This window comes from Fontisphaera persica (assembly GCF_024832785.1).
GTDB lineage: Bacteria > Verrucomicrobiota > Verrucomicrobiia > Limisphaerales > Fontisphaeraceae > Fontisphaera > Fontisphaera persica.
In genome coordinates this window covers 121,715-135,199 of sequence record NZ_CP116615.1, presented here as the reverse complement: position 1 = coordinate 135,199, position 13,485 = coordinate 121,715, and the positions used below count along the sequence as shown (strand labels likewise).

Below are 13,485 nucleotides of genomic sequence, written 5' to 3'. Positions count from 1 at the left end.
TCCGATTAATTAGGGCAAATGCAAAATTCAAAATGCATAGTGCAAAATGAAAAAAAACCCTCGCGCCCAGGGCGTGTGCCCTATGACGAATTGTCCGAGCGCATTTTGGATTTTGCAGTTCGCAGCGCCCGATTGGCCAACGCTTTGCCGCTCAATCGGTTGGGCCGGCATGTGGCGGGGCAGCTTATTCGCTCCGGTACCTCCGCAGCGCCAAACTATGAGGAAGCCCGGGCTGCCGAAAGCCGGGAAGATTTCATACATAAATTGAGCGTGGCCCTCAAAGAACTACGCGAGTCCAGGTTATGGTTGCGGCTTATCATCAAGGCCAATCTCTTGCGTGCCGAATTGGTGGAGACGCTCCTGCTGGAAAGCGAAGAACTATGCAAAATCATCGGCAAATCCATCGTCACCGCGAAAAACAGGCGTCAACCATGAACCACTCTTGGATTTTGCATTTTAAGTTTTGCCTTTTGCCTTTTGCATTTACCAAATCCTTGCCTTTGCACTTTTAACACAAAACAACGAATAAACTATGCCTCAAGCCATTGGAATGATTGAAACCCGCGGCCTGGTCGCCCTGGTGGAAGGGACCGACGCCATGCTCAAGGCCGCCAACGTGGAACTGGCCGGCCCGATGACCCAGGTCGGCAATGCCCTCGTCACCGCGGTGGTGGTGGGCGACGTCGCCGCCGTCAAGGCGGCCACCGATGCCGGCGCACAGGCCATCAAAGCCATCAAAGGCGAATTGGTCAGCGTGCACGTCATTGCCCGCCCGCATCCGGACGTGGAGGCGGTATTGCCCAAGAAGGCCAAGTAATCTGCGCCGGGCCGAACTACGCGGGCGTCTCCCTCCCGGGAGCACGCCCGGCGGGGTTTTGGCCCGCCGCCAGCCCGGAGGTCAACCATGTTTCTGGCTCGGGTGGAAGGAGCGGTGGTGTCCACCAAAAAGGACCCCAGCATGAGCGGCCGCAAACTGCTGCTGCTGCGGCCCCAGTTGGTGGACGAAAAAGACCCCACCAAATTCCGCAATGGCGCCAACACCATTGTCGCCGTGGACAGTGTCGGCGCGGGCGAAGGCGAGCTGGTGCTCTTCTGCCAGGGCAGTTCCGCCCGGCTGGCGCCCAGTCTCAAGGATGCGCCGGTGGACGCAGTGGTCATTGGCATTGTGGATACAGTGGATGTGCTCGGCAAAGAAATCTATAACGCGCGCCAGGCCGGCAAGTAGGCGGGGCATTCCTGCCCTCCCCACCTGCCCGGCAGCCGCAAACTGAGGAAGTGATATGAGTGCGCCAGTCAATGAAGCCTTGATTCGTGATGTGGTGGCCGAAGTGCTGGGACGTTTGAACCGGGCGGGCGGCACCCCCGCGCCCAGTACCACGGCTCCGCCAGCGCCTGCGCCCGCACCGGCGCCTGCGCCGCCCGCCGCCAGCGTCACGCCGCCCAACCTGGTCATCAAAACCGCCGAGCGAACGCCGCTGCGGGGCGTGTTTGGGGTGTTTCAGGACGCCCGGCAGGCCTGCGAGGCCGCCCACGAGGCCTACCTGCAGCTCAGCGCCAAAGGCGTGGCCGGCCGCCAGAAGGTCGTGCAACTGGTGAAGGACATCTGCAACCAGAACGCCGCTGAATGGGGCTTCATCGAATTGCAGGAAACCAAAATCGGGCGGCTGGACCACAAAATTGAGAAGCTCAAGGGACTCCGTGCCGTGCCGGGCGTGGAGTTTCTGGCACCGTTGGGTTTTAGCGGAGACCACGGTATCTCTCTGGAGGAGTACGCGCCATTTGGCGTCATCGGAGCCGTCACCCCCTCCACCCACAGCATCCCCACCATGGCCTGCAACGTCATCAGCATGGCGGCTGCAGGCAATGCGGCGGTGTTCAATGCGCATCCCAGTGCCGTGAAATGCGCCGTCATGGCCGCCCGCGTCTTGAACGAGGCCATTTACCGCGAGCTGGGCATCGAAAACCTGGCCTGCATCGTGGAAAAACCCACTCTCGAGTCATTCCAGGCCATTGCCGCGCACGAGCTGGTCAAATTGCTGTGCGTCACCGGTGGACCCGGCGTGGTCAAGGCCGCCATGCAAACCGGCAAGCGCGCCATCTGCGCCGGCCCGGGCAACCCCCCCGTATTGGTGGACGGCACGGCCTGCCTCGAACGCGCCGCGCAGCATGTCGTTTACGGTGCGTCATACGATAACAACCTCCTCTGCATCGGCGAAAAAGAGGTGTTCGTGCTGGAGCCGTTCTTTGACCGTTTCATGGCGGCGCTGGAAAAAGCCGGCGCCGTGCGCCTCAACGACGCGCAAGTCGAGCGGTTGACCAAAGCCGCCTTCACCATTCCCGGCCAGGGCGCCGGCTGCGGCCATCCCGTGCTGAGCCGCGATTTGGTCGGCAAAGACCCCGAAGTCCTGGCGCAGGTGGCCGGCATCAGCATCCCCAAAGGCACTCAACTGCTATTTGCGGAAACCAGCCCGGACCATCTATTTGTCATCGAGGAGCAAATGATGCCCTTCCTCCCCGTGGTCCGCGTCAAAACCGTCGAGGAAGGCATCGAACTCTCGAAAAAAGCCGAGCGCGGTTACAAGCACTCCGCCATGATTCATTCGCACGACGTGGCTCACATGACCGCCATGGCCAAAGCGCTGGAAACGACGCTTTTCGTCAAAAACGGCTCCTGCCTGGCCGGGCTGGGCGCGGGCGGCGAAGGCTATCCGAATTTCAGCATCGCCACCACCACGGGCGAAGGCATTTGCAACCCGCGCACCTTCACCCGCGTGCGCCGCTGTGTCATGGTGGACAAATTGCGGATTTTCTAAATCCCACCTCCCCACCCTCCCATGCGCAGGGAATATTCCATAACCAGCCAATGCTTGGGCCACGCCATGAAGGGGGTGGAAGCGCGTGTTTCGTGGATACGATTAACGGCCGTTGTTTCATGCTCCTCGCCCGCATAGAAGGCAGTGTGATTGCCGTGCGCAAACATCCCAGTTTCGAGGGATGGCGGCTGATGATTTGCCAGCCCATTGACGCCCACGGACAGCCAGAGGGCGTGCCCCAAATCGCCCTGGACCCCTGGGGCGCGGGCATGCATCAGCGGGTCATCATCTCCTCCGATGGCGCCGCCGCCCGCGTGGCGGTGGGCGATGAAAACAGCCCCGCCCGCTGGATGATTATCGGCATTGTGGACGAACCGGAATTGACCTTGAACACATGAGATTGGGACGTGTCATCGGACGAGTCACGCTCAGCCAGGCGGTGCCCAGCCTGACCGGCGCGCGCTGGCTGATTGTGAACCCCTTGGGGCGGGAGCAGTATCGCCAGGGTTTGGAGGCCGACATCACCCTGAGCAAAGAACCCAGCCTCGTGGCTTATGACGCCCTGGGCGGCGGCGTGGGACAGGTCATTGGCTTTGTCGAGGGCCGCGAAGCCGCAGTACCGTTTCCCCAGCCCACTCCCATTGACGCCATCTGCGCCGCCCTGGTGGACAAAATGTTTTATCACCCGGCGGAAACGCCGGAAGCACCGAAAGTCTAGCCGGAACCCTTTATGAAAAACGTCATCAGCGTCCGTGACCTTGAAGAAATGCTGCGCCGGGGCCAGGACCCGACCCAACTGCCTCCCGATGTCATCCTGACGCCCTCCGCCCGCGATTTCCTGCGCGACCTGGAAGACAACGGCGGCCTGCGCAAAGCCCCGGCCGCTGGCGGCAGCACCTCCCCCGCCCGTCCGGCAGCTCCCGCCAAACCGCCCACCTCCAAAAGCCCCAAGGCCGAACTGGAGGCCTTTTTCAACTCGCCCGAAATTCACGCGCTCAAGGAGAAGATTTGCGACATCGGGCGGCGCATGTGGCAGCGCAATTATGTGGACGGCAACGGCGGCAACATTGCCATTCGCGTCGGCGAAGACATTGCCTTGTGCACCCCCACCCTCGTCTCCAAGGGTTTCATGAAACCCTCCGATATCTGCCTGGTGGATTTGGAGGGCAACCAGCTCCTGGGGGAGAAGAAGCGCACCAGCGAAATCCTGATGCATCTGCAAATCATGAAACGCCAGCCCCGCGCCGTGGCCACCGTGCACTGCCACCCGCCCGCCGCCACGGCGTTTGCCGTCGCCAACCTCTCCCCGCCCACCTGCATGATTCCGGAAATCGAGGTCATGATTGGCACCGTGCCGGTGGCCGAGTACCGCACCCCAGGCACGCCGGAAATGGGCAAGCTCGTGGCGGACCTGGTGGACCAACACAACACCATTTTAATGGGCAACCATGGCGCCGTCTCCTGGAGCCATGTGGATGTGGAAGACGCCTATTTCAAAATGGAAATCCTCGAAGCCTATTGCAACACCATCGTCATCGGCACCCACCTGGGCGTGCCGTTGAAAACCTTCGAGCCGAAGTACCTGCAGGACATTTTGAAAATCAAATCCACCCTCGGCATTCCCGATGCCCGCGTGGGCTTGAAAGAGTGTGAGCTTTGCGACAACAGCGAATGGCGGCCCGGCGTGACCTGCATGGTCCCCCCCAAGGCCGACGCCGCCGGCCCCGCCCCCGACCCCCAGGCCGAGGCCCTGGTCCAGGCCATTACCGACCAAATCATGAGCCAGTTGAAATGATGCGCTCGCTCGACGCCAAACTGGCTGAAATCAAGGCCAACCCCCGCTCCCGGGCCTTCATCCTGGCCGATGCCAAGGACGCCGATATGGCCTTCGGCGTGCGCGCGCCCGGGCCCCGCTACTATTTGAGCGCCCGCGGTGAACGCCCGGCACGGTTTTCCCCGGAAGTCTGGACCCGCGAGGAATTCGGATACCGCAACCTGCCGGAGTTTCTGGATGTCATCCGCGAAGTGGTGCACCAGGGCGTGGTGGACATCATGCTCATGAGCGCCTACGTCAACGAGCAGCTTACCATCAAGGAAGGCCTCTTCAAAAACTCCACCGTCACCCCCGCGGCGCGGGCCAATGACACCACGGATATCTGGGTGGTGCGCCATGGCTGTTATACCCGTGAACCGGCCCAGCCCTTTCGCAGCGCCACCATTGACCACATCCAATGCGGCAAAATTGAATGCGAACGGGACGGCGTTTCCGAGTTCCCCGGCGCCAATTTAGGACTGTATTCCCTGACCTTCGTCAACAATCTGGAACAGGACCGCGAAACACTGCTCTGGTTCAAGGCCTTCCGCGAGGAGGCCGAACGCAAAAAATTCCGCTATTTCCTCGAGGTTTTCGACCCCAACGTCGCCAGCGGCATCCCCCCGGAAAAACTGGGCGAATTCATCAATGACCAAATACTGCGCACTTTGGCGGGGGTCACCGAAGCCGGGCGCCCGCTCTTTTTGAAAATCGTCTATCACGGACCGCGGGCCTTGGAGGAGCTGGCCCAGTATGACCCCAATCTGGTGATTGGCATTCTGGGCGGCAGCGCCGGCACCACCTATGATGCTTTCAAGCTGATTCATGACGCCCAAAAATACGGGGCGCGGGTGGCCTTGTTTGGACGCAAAATCAACAACGCCGAACATCAGCTCGCCTTCATTGAAATGCTCCGGCTGATTACCGATGGGCGCATTTCCCCGGAGGAAGCCGTGCGAGCGTATCATGGGGTGTTGCAGGCGAAGGGCATCAAACCCAAACTGCCGCTGGAAAAAGACCTCGAGCTGACCGACCAGAGCATGCAATACGATGGCACCGCCGCCCGCCGCGCCACCGTTCCCATCCAAAATAATCCCCTGGCCAGCAGCGCCACCGCCCCCGCCTCCTCCCCTGCCCCGCAGGCCAGTCCCACGGCATGGCCCACTTTCCCCAACGGCGCGCCCAACTTTGAAGCCATGTCGCCCGCCCAGCGCCGCGCCTACCACCAATGGCGGTTGACGCGCCGCTTCGGGTAAATCTCAATCCGGCGCCAACTCCCGCAGGCGTTTCTCAAGGGTCTGCCGCAATTCCTCGCGCAGGGCATCACTCGCGTCTTCCGGTACAACCACCGGCTCGCCCAAACGCACATGGCAGCGGGAAAAGGGCAGGGGTACTTGAAAACGGTCCCAACTGTTCACCGTCCACTTCCACCCCACCAGCACATTAACCGGAATGATGGGCAGGCCGGTGATTTGGCCCAGCGCAACCGCGCCATCCTGCACCACACACCGCGGACCGCGGGGGCCATCAGGCGTTATGGCCAAATCATAGCCGCGCTCCGCCCACGTTTTCAGTTCCAGCAGCGCCTGCGGCCCCCGCCGACTGCTGGAGCCGCGGACCGGCTGAATGCCGGCCAGTTCCAGCACGCGTGCCAGCAGGCCGCCGTCCTTGCTCGCGCTGACCATGGCCGCCATGGGCTTGGCCAGGCCCCGCCGCTCCAAAATGACCTGCTGCATGCGCAACGCCACCGCGAGGCGATTATGCCAAAGGCAAAATATCACCGGCGGCCGCGCTCCTCCCGCCATGCGCAACAACCCCGAGCGGTCCTCGGCCTCCACCCGCCAGGTGGCGCCGCATCCCTGCACCAGCCAGAATAGCAATCGGGCGCCAAGCCGCCCATGCCATTCCACAGTGTGCGGAACCACCACTCCTGAACGCAGCGGGCGTTGTCGAAAAGTGGCCAAGGAACTCAACCTTTTTTCAAACAGGCGCGCACCAGCTCCTCCACCGTGGCCGAAGTGCCCAGCATGGCTTGCGCGGCCCGCACGGCGTCATGGGCCTCGATTTGTTTGAATCCCAGCGCCAGCAGCGCCAACACAGCGTCATTCACCCGCTGGTCCTCCGGCGAGAGGCCCCGCGCTTCGCTGCTCGCCTCCCAGGCGCCGGCCGCGCCCACCTTGTCCCGCAATTCCACCACGATGCGCTCGGCGGTTTTCTTGCCCACGCCGCTGATTTGCGCCAGGGCCTTGATGTCCCCATTGGCCACCGCGCCCCGGAAGGCAGCCACGCTCATCCCGCTCAGCACATTCAAGGCGGTCTTGGGGCCGATGCCGCTCACCGTCTCTATCAACAGGCGAAACAGCTCCCGCTCGGCGATGGTCATGAAACCGTAGAGCACATGCGCATCCTCGCGCACCAGCAGATGCGTCAACAGTTTCACTTCCTTTCCCGGCGGCGGCAGTTTGTCGTAGGAGGAGAGCGGGATTAAGACCTCATAACCCACCCCCTGCACCTCCACAATCGCCTGCGTGGGCAGGGATTCCACCAGCGTGCCACGTAAAAAGGTAATCATACTCAAATCTGTTTCGGGCCGGCGACCAGATAACGGCCAGTCTCCTGCAAATAGGCCAGCGCCAGCGCCAGGGCATCGGCGGCATCGGGCGCGGGCAGCTCGGCCAGCCGCAACATGCGCTGCACCATGCGAGCCACCGCTTCCTTTTGCGCGGCGCCATATCCCACAATGGCCTGCTTCACCTTGCGCGGCGCCATTTCGTACACCTCCAGCCCCGCCTCGGCCATCACGGCCAGACTGGCCCCGCGCGCCTGGCCCATGACGATGGCGGTGCGCAGATTCTGGGCGTAAAACAAGCCCTCCACCACCCCCACCGCCGGCCGGGTCTCTTCCACCACCTGCCGCAGGGTTTGCGCTATGTGCCCCAGGCAGCGGGTCATCGGCCATGCCGCCCCGCAACGGATGGTGCCATGGGCCACCATGGCCGGGCCGTTTTTACCACTCCGCACTATGCCATAACCCGTGCCGCGCAGGGACGGGTCAACCCCCAACACCACCAACCCCTCACGGCTGCGCGGGGCCGCCACCGTGGCCGCCACCACCGGCTCCGGTTTTTTCCGAGGCCGCTGGAGACGCTCCATCATGCGGGAGAGTTGTTCGGGTTTGATGCCCATGCCGCTTCAGTCTGCCAAAAACCGTGCCCTGAAAAAACACAAAATATCTCGGAGAAGCATGAGCCGATGCCGGAGCCGAGCATAGAGGGCCGTACGTGCTTTTTGACCTGGAGCAAAAATTGATGATTCGCCAGTGGGCTGGCGTCTAATGTGCTGGTAATTTATAGTATCTTTGAAGTAAACTGGCGCCGATATGGCAAACTGCCATGAGCGACCGGGACCTTAACATGCTTGACCGCCGCCAATTCCTGCAGCGCTGGTTGCGCCGGGGGTTGCTGGGCGCATTGACTGCGGCAGGGCTGACGCTGGTGGTGCGCGGGCAGACCTGCGCCAAAGGCGGCGTTTGCGGGGGATGCGCCTTATTGCCGAAATGTACCCTGCCATCGGCGGATGATTACCGGCGCCTGCAACCCAACCGCCTGCCATGAAACAGCCACCTCCTCAGCCCCATGAGTCCGCCATTGCCCTCACCCGCCGGGGATTCCTGGGCGCTCTGGCGGGGAGCGCCGCCACCGCCACCGTGGGCGCCGCGCCGGCCCCACCGTCCCGCAGCAATCCCTACGAGTACAAGGTGGACCATCTGTTCAAAACCGACCCCAAGCATCTCTTGTACGACACCCACGGCACGCTCCGCCTGCCCGTTTCAGATGGTCGGCGCGTCGCCGTAGGGCCTGAGAATCAAATTTGGGTCAGTGCCGGCAAAACCTTGCTCATCTTCACCTCCGGGTTGGAAAAATTGCGGGAAATCCAGGCCTTGGATGTCATCCGCGCCCTGGCGGTGGACGCCGACGGCACCGTGTATGTGGCCGTCAAAGACCACGTGGAAGTTTTTGATCCCCAAGGCCGCCGACGCGAGCCATGGAACATCCCCGCCGCCAACACCTGGTTCACCGGCATTGCAGTCGCAGAAAAGGACGTTTTTGCGGCCGATGCCCGCAACCGCGTGGTGTTGCGCTATGACAAATCCGGGCGGCTGCTGGGGCGCCTCGGCGAAAAAGACACCAGCCGAAAAATCCCCGGCCTCATCGTGCCCAGTCCCTTCCTGGATGTCGAAGTGGCCCCCGACGGCCTGCTGCGGGTGACCAATCCGGGGCGGCATTTGGTGGAAACCTACACCTTTGACGGCAGTTTGGTTGGTTCGTGGGGCAAAACCAGCATGGGCGTGGAGGGCTTCTGTGGCTGCTGCAACCCCATCAATATCGCCATGCTCTCGGATGGCCGATGCATTACCTGCGAGAAAGGCATCCCGCGGGTAAAACGTTACAGCGCCAAAGGCGAGTTTGAAGGCGTGGTGGTCGGACCGGAATCCTTCCCGGAGGGACTGCGCACCGGCGCGGTGTTCAATAAATGGGATGGCTCGATGGCCGGGGTGGACGCCGCCACGGACCGCCAGGGCCGCGTGCTGGTGCTGGACCAGGCAAGCAACACCTTGCGCATCATGGTCCCCAAAAAACCGGCAGCCACAACGTAAGAAGGTATGAGCTGTCCCGCCAAAACGTCACCTGCTTCTCCGCCCCCAGGCGTAGCCCGGCGTCAATTTTTGCGGGAAACCGCCCGCACGGCAGCCATGGCCGGCTTGGGAGTGCTGGTGGGGGGCATCGCTTTGAAGACCGGCGCCTCCCACACCGTCTGGCAGATTGACCCGTATAAATGCTCCTGGTGCGGTCTCTGCGCCACCGCCTGCGTCCTGCAACCCTCCGCCGTCAAATGCGTGCAAATCTATCCCATGTGCGGCTACTGCAAGCTGTGCACGGGGTACTTCGAGCCGGAGCCTAATGCCCTCAACACCGCGGCGGAAAACCAGCTCTGCCCCACCGGCGCCATCAAACGCCGCGCGCTGGAAGACCCGTATTTCGAGTATTCCATCGAGGAAGAGCTGTGCATCGGTTGCGCCAAATGCGTCAAAGGCTGCACGCTTTTTGGCAATGGTTCCTTCCACCTGCAAATCCGTCATGACCGTTGCGTGAACTGCAATGAGTGCTCGATTGCGGTAGTTTGTCCCGCGCAGGCCATCTCCCGCGTGCCCGCCGACCAGCCTTACAAATTTAAATCCAGGGAACATCACGCATGAGGTCAAGGGTGGCAAGGCACGGGGCAATATCAGGAATCTGGCGGCTGGCCCTGGCAACGGGAGCGGCTGTCTTGTTGGCGGGTGGCCTGCTCTGGGCCGTGGAACGTTTCCCCCCGCCGGATTTTGAATCAGGTTACACCTTCCCCCCCACCACCGCGCCGCCGCCGCGGGCGGACTTGATGCAGTATGTGGATGTGGCCGTGTTGCTGGCGGCCCTGGCCCTGGCGGCGTATTTCGTATTAAAACTGCGCTCCCGCAAGCACGTGTTCTGGCTTACCGTCTTTTCGGTAGCCTATTTCGGCTTTTATCGCAAGGGCTGCATCTGCAGCGTGGGTTCAACCCAGGATGTCGCCCTGGCTTTGTTCAACTCCCACTACACCCTGCCCTGGTCGGTCCTGGCGTTTTTCCTGCTGCCGCTGGTGTTTGCCCTGTTTTTCGGGCGGGTGTTTTGCGCGGCCGTCTGTCCCCTGGGCGCCATCCAGGAATTGGTAGTGGTCAAGCCCAGGACCCTGCCCCCATGGCTGGAGCATGGCCTGAGCGTCATTCCCTTTATTTATCTGGGCGCGGGCATCCTCTTTGCCGCCACCGGCAGCGCCTTTTTGTTCTGTCAATACGACCCCTTTGTTTCGTTGTACCGCCGGAGCGGAGCTTTCGCCATGGTGGCGCTGGGCGGGGTGTTTCTGTTATTGGGCACCATGATTGGCCGGCCCTACTGCCGCTTCCTCTGTCCCTACGGCGCGCTGCTCAGTTTGTGCAGCCGGGTGTCCCGGCACAACGTCACCTTGCTGCCGGACGACTGCGTGCACTGCCAGTTGTGCGATGTAGCCTGCCCCTACGGAGCCATCCGGGAGCCTACCGGCCTCCTGCCCACGCCCACCCCGCAACAACTTTGGCAGCGGCGGCTGGTCTTTGGCGGCCTGGCAGTGCTGCTCGTCCTGGGCGGTGGCTGGCTGGGGCGGCAATTGGCCGTGCCATTCTCCAAATTGAACCCCACCGTGGCCCTGGCGGAGCAAGTAGCCGCCGAAGCCACCGGCAAGGCCTGGCAAATGACTGATGCCAGCAAAGTGTTTCACGATTCCGGCAAACCGGCGGAAGAATTGTACGCTCAGGCCCTGCGCATCCGGCAACGTTTCACCGTGGGCGGCATGCTCTGGGGCGCATTGGCAGGCTTGGTTTTGGGCGTCAAATTATTGAGCTTGGTGCAATTTGACCGCCGCCGGTGCTCCTTTGAACCAGACCCGGGCCAGTGTGTGGCCTGTGCCCGGTGTTATACGCATTGCCCCAATGAACAAGCCCGCATCAAACGCGAGCAGCGGGCCAAAACCATCCCCTTGAGCGCCGCCCCGGCGGGCGCATCTGTGACTAAAAATGCCTGACCAACCTGCCCCCAAACTCCCGCCGTTGCCCGCCAAAACCCCGGCGCCCGGCGATGAGCATCCTTGGAAAGAACCCGCGCGGCGAACGGCATGGGTGGCAGGCATTTACTGCGCCGTCCTCGCCGTGGCGCTGATTTTCAGTTATTTCCAAAGTCGCCAGGTGAATCCCGTGGACCACCCCCGCCTGGTGGCTCTCAAGGCGGCCCTGGTCCAAAAACCCACAGATGAAAATCTCAAGCAACAAATCCGGGAGCTGGACTTGGAGCTGCGCGCCGCTTATTTTCGCCATCTTGCCCGCGTCCAGCGCAGTGGGTGGCTGCTGCTGGGGGGCGTGCTGGTGCTCCTGCCGGCGCTGCATTTTGCCACCTGGCGCCGCCGCCTCCCGCGACCGGGCAAATATGTGGTGCGGCCAGATTTATTTGAGCGCGACGCCCGCCTCTCCCGGCTGGCGGTCACGGCCGTCGCCGTGCTGGGAGCGGGCCTCGCCGTCTGGGCGGTTAAATCCGCGCACAGCGACTTGGATGTCGTATTGGCGAAACAGGCGGCGCCTGCCAAGGCACAAATTTCTCCTGCTCCCGCCGTGGATGCCTCGTTTCCCAGCCGCGAAGAAATGGCCCGCCACTGGCCGCGTTTCCGGGGGCCGGAAGGGGCTGGCGTTTCCCCCTATACCAATGTGCCAGTGCGCTGGGACGGCGAAAGTAGCGAAGGCATCCTGTGGAAAACGCCCCTGCCCTATGGCAGTCCCAATTCGCCGGTGGTTTGGAGCAATCGCGTGTTCATGACCGGTGGAAACTCCGGCCAGCGGGAAGTTTTTTGCGTGGACGCAGACACCGGCAAGCTCCTCTGGCAACGTCCGGTGGGCAAGCCCGGCAAACGCCTGCCGCCGGAAGACGAGGAAGGCCGTTTCTATGCCACCTCGACTTGCGCCACCGATGGCCGGCGGGTCTTTGCCATTTTCGAAACCGGCGATTTGGCCGCCTTCGATTTCCAAGGACAACCGGTGTGGCAAAAAAGCCTGGGCAAACCGGATAATCAATACGGCCACTCCGCCTCGTTGGAACTCTACAAAAACCTGTTGATTGTGCAATGGGACCAGGCTGACGAAGAAGCGGGCAAGTCGGTCATCTACGCCTTTAATACCGCCACCGGAGCGGAAGTCTGGAAAACCGCCCCGCGGCCAGTGGGCGCAAGCTGGTCCACCCCCGTGGTGGCCTCTGCGGGCAACCGCACGCTGCTGGTGGCCACCGGCAACCCGTGGCTGATGACGTATGACCCCGACACCGGCGCCGAAGTGTGGCGGGCGCAGGTATGCCACGGCGAAGTCACGCCCTCCCCCATTGTCGCCGGCGGACTGGTCATCACGGCCAATGAAGAATTGGTGGCCACCAAACCTGATGGCACCGGCGATGTCACCAAAACCCACGTTCTGTGGAAGCAACTCGATGGCATACCTGACATTTGCAGCCCGCTCAGCGACGGCAAATACGTCTATCTGCTCACCAGCTCCGGCATCCTGACCGTGTACGAGCTGGCCACCGGCAAAAGGCAGTACGAGCACGAATTGGAAATGGAATTCAAAGCCTCGCCTGCCCTCGCCGCCGGAAAACTCTATCTCTTTGGCGAAAACGGCGTGACCATCCTGGCCGCCGCCGGGCCAAAGTTTCAAGAGCTGGGCCGGAACAAACTCTCTGATTTGGTCTTCGCCACGCCGGCCTTGATGGAGGGCCGCATCTACCTTCGGGGCCGAAACCAGTTGTATTGCCTCGGCCAAAAGGCGCCATAACCCATTCCCGCCCCCCATCACGGTCCTTCGAAAAAATCAAGCTTTTTCGATTTGCGGACACCTATTTTTCACCCAAAAACCCCAAAAAAAATTGCTTTTTGAGCTTGAGATTTTCGCGCGAAAAGCCGATGCTAAAAGTGTCAGCAGGAACGGGCAAACAGGGTCTTGCTGAGTGCTCTTTGACAGCCTGAATGAGGCTGGAAATTTTTGATAAATTTCCCTGCCCGGTGCGTGATTAGGAACAAAGTCCTTGAACCGTAAAATCCTCAAAAAGGAGCCTCTATTTCGCTGCCTGCCGACAAGCCTTTCACCCGTGAACTGGTAGTCGAATGGCCGCGATCGGGTTCCACTTGTTCTTGAGCAGTTCAAAGGAACTGTTACACACGGCCAGGGCGGGGTTTTTTTTGCCCTGATGCAGGCGCCCCAATTCATCACCTGTGCCG

The 13,485-nt window shown here is 61.7% G+C and carries 16 protein-coding genes and 1 other RNA gene; 14 read left to right on the top strand and 3 right to left on the bottom strand.

Going from position 1 to position 13,485, the window contains the following annotated elements; translation table 11 throughout:
* Positions 1-39: 39 nt before the first annotated feature.
* The 8 genes from NXS98_RS00585 to NXS98_RS00550 all read left to right on the top strand — a co-directional run bounded on the left by NXS98_RS00585 (position 40) and on the right by NXS98_RS00550 (position 5,882).
* Positions 40-435: a four helix bundle protein gene (locus NXS98_RS00585; protein ID WP_283846512.1), complete on the top strand. Its 396-nt coding sequence runs from the start codon at positions 40-42 to the stop codon at positions 433-435.
* Between the two features lie 97 nt (positions 436-532).
* On the top strand, positions 533-817 hold the full coding sequence (locus tag NXS98_RS00580; RefSeq protein WP_283846511.1) for a BMC domain-containing protein: 285 nt from the start codon (positions 533-535) through the stop codon (positions 815-817).
* 87 nt (positions 818-904) lie between these two features.
* Positions 905-1,225, top strand: coding sequence for a EutN/CcmL family microcompartment protein (locus NXS98_RS00575; protein WP_283846510.1), 321 nt, complete (start codon positions 905-907; stop codon positions 1,223-1,225).
* Between the two features lie 55 nt (positions 1,226-1,280).
* Positions 1,281-2,813, top strand: a complete 1,533-nt coding sequence (locus NXS98_RS00570) for an aldehyde dehydrogenase (protein ID WP_283846509.1) — start codon at positions 1,281-1,283, stop codon at positions 2,811-2,813.
* 92 nt (positions 2,814-2,905) lie between these two features.
* Positions 2,906-3,211: a EutN/CcmL family microcompartment protein gene (locus NXS98_RS00565; RefSeq protein WP_283846508.1), complete on the top strand. Its 306-nt coding sequence runs from the start codon at positions 2,906-2,908 to the stop codon at positions 3,209-3,211.
* Positions 3,208-3,531 carry a EutN/CcmL family microcompartment protein gene (locus tag NXS98_RS00560; protein WP_283846507.1) on the top strand — a complete coding sequence of 108 codons (324 nt, stop codon included), beginning with the start codon at positions 3,208-3,210 and terminating at the stop codon, positions 3,529-3,531. The genes NXS98_RS00565 and NXS98_RS00560 overlap by 4 nt, the downstream gene beginning before the upstream one ends.
* A 12-nt stretch (positions 3,532-3,543) precedes the next feature.
* Positions 3,544-4,608, top strand: coding sequence for a class II aldolase/adducin family protein (locus NXS98_RS00555; RefSeq protein ID WP_283846506.1), 1,065 nt, complete (start codon positions 3,544-3,546; stop codon positions 4,606-4,608).
* Positions 4,605-5,882, top strand: coding sequence for a hypothetical protein (locus NXS98_RS00550; protein ID WP_283846505.1), 1,278 nt, complete (start codon positions 4,605-4,607; stop codon positions 5,880-5,882). Before NXS98_RS00555 ends, NXS98_RS00550 begins: the two co-directional genes overlap by 4 nt.
* 3 nt (positions 5,883-5,885) lie before the next feature.
* Here NXS98_RS00550 and NXS98_RS00545 read toward each other — a convergent pair whose 3' ends face one another.
* From NXS98_RS00545 to ruvC, 3 genes are read right to left on the bottom strand one after another with little or no spacing between them, the layout of a single operon-like run.
* Positions 5,886-6,590, bottom strand: coding sequence for a lysophospholipid acyltransferase family protein (locus NXS98_RS00545; protein ID WP_283846504.1), 705 nt, complete (start codon positions 6,588-6,590; stop codon positions 5,886-5,888).
* Positions 6,591-6,595: 5 nt separating this feature from the next.
* Entirely contained in the window at positions 6,596-7,198 is a 603-nt protein-coding gene (gene ruvA / locus NXS98_RS00540) for a Holliday junction branch migration protein RuvA (RefSeq protein WP_283846503.1), read from the bottom strand.
* Positions 7,199-7,200: 2 nt separating this feature from the next.
* Entirely contained in the window at positions 7,201-7,812 is a 612-nt protein-coding gene (gene ruvC, locus NXS98_RS00535) for a crossover junction endodeoxyribonuclease RuvC (RefSeq protein WP_283846502.1), read from the bottom strand.
* A 206-nt stretch (positions 7,813-8,018) separates the two neighbouring features.
* On the opposite strand from ruvC, the gene NXS98_RS00530 reads away from it, so the two are divergent.
* From NXS98_RS00530 to ssrS, 6 genes are all read left to right on the top strand, one after another.
* Positions 8,019-8,240: a hypothetical protein gene (locus NXS98_RS00530; protein WP_283846501.1), complete on the top strand. Its 222-nt coding sequence runs from the start codon at positions 8,019-8,021 to the stop codon at positions 8,238-8,240.
* Entirely contained in the window at positions 8,237-9,283 is a 1,047-nt protein-coding gene (locus NXS98_RS00525) for a twin-arginine translocation signal domain-containing protein (protein ID WP_283846500.1), read from the top strand. The genes NXS98_RS00530 and NXS98_RS00525 overlap by 4 nt, the downstream gene beginning before the upstream one ends.
* 69 nt (positions 9,284-9,352) lie before the next feature.
* On the top strand, positions 9,353-9,883 hold the full coding sequence (locus NXS98_RS00520; protein ID WP_283846499.1) for a 4Fe-4S dicluster domain-containing protein: 531 nt from the start codon (positions 9,353-9,355) through the stop codon (positions 9,881-9,883).
* A 98-nt stretch (positions 9,884-9,981) separates the two neighbouring features.
* Positions 9,982-11,259 carry a 4Fe-4S binding protein gene (locus NXS98_RS00515; protein ID WP_283846498.1) on the top strand — a complete coding sequence of 426 codons (1,278 nt, stop codon included), beginning with the start codon at positions 9,982-9,984 and terminating at the stop codon, positions 11,257-11,259.
* A complete protein-coding gene (locus NXS98_RS00510) occupies positions 11,252-13,042 on the top strand; it encodes a PQQ-binding-like beta-propeller repeat protein (protein WP_283846497.1) in 1,791 nt (596 codons plus the stop codon). The genes NXS98_RS00515 and NXS98_RS00510 overlap by 8 nt, the downstream gene beginning before the upstream one ends.
* Before the next feature lie 214 nt (positions 13,043-13,256).
* Positions 13,257-13,445: non-coding RNA, 6S RNA (ssrS, locus tag NXS98_RS00505), on the top strand.
* Positions 13,446-13,485: the final 40 nt, after the last annotated feature.